This window comes from Nocardiopsis coralliicola, from assembly GCF_054779695.1.
This window is the reverse complement of record NZ_BAAGXT010000100.1, coordinates 1-1236: the sequence shown is the minus strand read 5'-3', so window position 1 is coordinate 1236 and position 1236 is coordinate 1. Positions and strand designations below refer to the sequence as shown.

Annotated in this window: 1 pseudogene; it reads left to right on the top strand. The window is 81.6% G+C overall.

Going from position 1 to position 1236, the window contains the following annotated elements:
• Positions 1–1236: pseudogene (locus ACYVGT_RS28095) on the top strand (TIGR02680 family protein); the annotation flags it as partial.

Below are 1236 nucleotides of genomic sequence, written 5' to 3'. Positions count from 1 at the left end.
GCCGAGCGCGTTGCGGCGGCGGAGGCGCCGGCGGGCGACCTCGGCCGGCTGCTCGGCGGGCTGCTCGCGGAAGCCGAGCGGCTCGACACCGAGGAGGCCACCGTCGAGCGGGCGGCCGAGCGCGCCGAAGCCGCCGCCGAGACCTCCGCGCAGGCGGCCGCCGCCGCGCGCACCGCCGAAGAGCAGCTCACCGGCGCAGCGCGGCAGTGGACCGGCGCGGTCCACCGGTGGCGCACCACGGCGCTGCCCGCCGACGCCGCCGGGGAGGACGCCGGCGACGGAGCCGCGGACTCGGCCGGGGCTGCGCTGCCCGAGGCCCCCGACCCGGACGACGTGGTCCTCGACCCCGGCGCCTACCGCGACGCGGCCCGGACCGCAGCGGCGGCACTGCAGCCCCGCGTGCGCGCGGCGCAGCGTGCGGCGGCCGCCGCCGAGCAGCGGCTCAGCGAGACCGGCACCGACCGCGAGCGGCTCGAAGCCGAACTGGCGGAGCTGCACGCCGCGGCCGGCGTCGAACCCGCCGTGCCGCCGTTCACCACCGCCGAGCGCGATCCGGAGCGCGGCGCCCCCTTCTACCGGCTCGTCGACTTCGCGCCCGAACTCGCCGACGCCGACCGGGCCGGGCTCGAAGCCGCCCTGCGTGCGGCCGGCCTGCTCACCGCCTGGGTTCCGGCCGAGGGCACGCCCGCCGGCGGAGACGAGACCTGGGCCCAGGCGCAGGAGCCGGTCTCCGGCCCGTCGCTGGCCGACGTGCTGGTTCCCGACACGGGCGCCGAGGGCCCGGCCGGCGGCACCCCGGTCGGGACCGGCACCGTGCAGGCGCTGCTGCGCTCGGTGCCGCTGGGCTCCGCCCCCGGCGGGGGCCTCTCGGTCGCCGCGGACGGCCGGTGGTCGGCCGGCGCCCTCCAGGGCCGGCACAGCAGCGCCGAGGCCGAGCACATCGGCGCGGGCGCCCGCGAGCGGGCCCGGCTGCGCCGCATCGCCGACGCCGAACGGGCCCTGGCCGAAACGGCCGAGCGGGAAGAGGCGCTGCGCGCCGAGGTGGCCGCAGCGCGGCAGCGCGAGCGCGCCTGGGCCGCCTGTCTGGAGGCGTTCCCCGACATCGCGCCGGTGCTGGCCGACCACGCCGAGACGCTCCGCCGCCGCTCGGAGGCGGTCCGCGCCGCCGCCGACGCGGAGTCGGCCGACGCCGAGCACGCCCGGGCGCGCGCCCGCTGGGAGGCGGCGCGCGCCGAG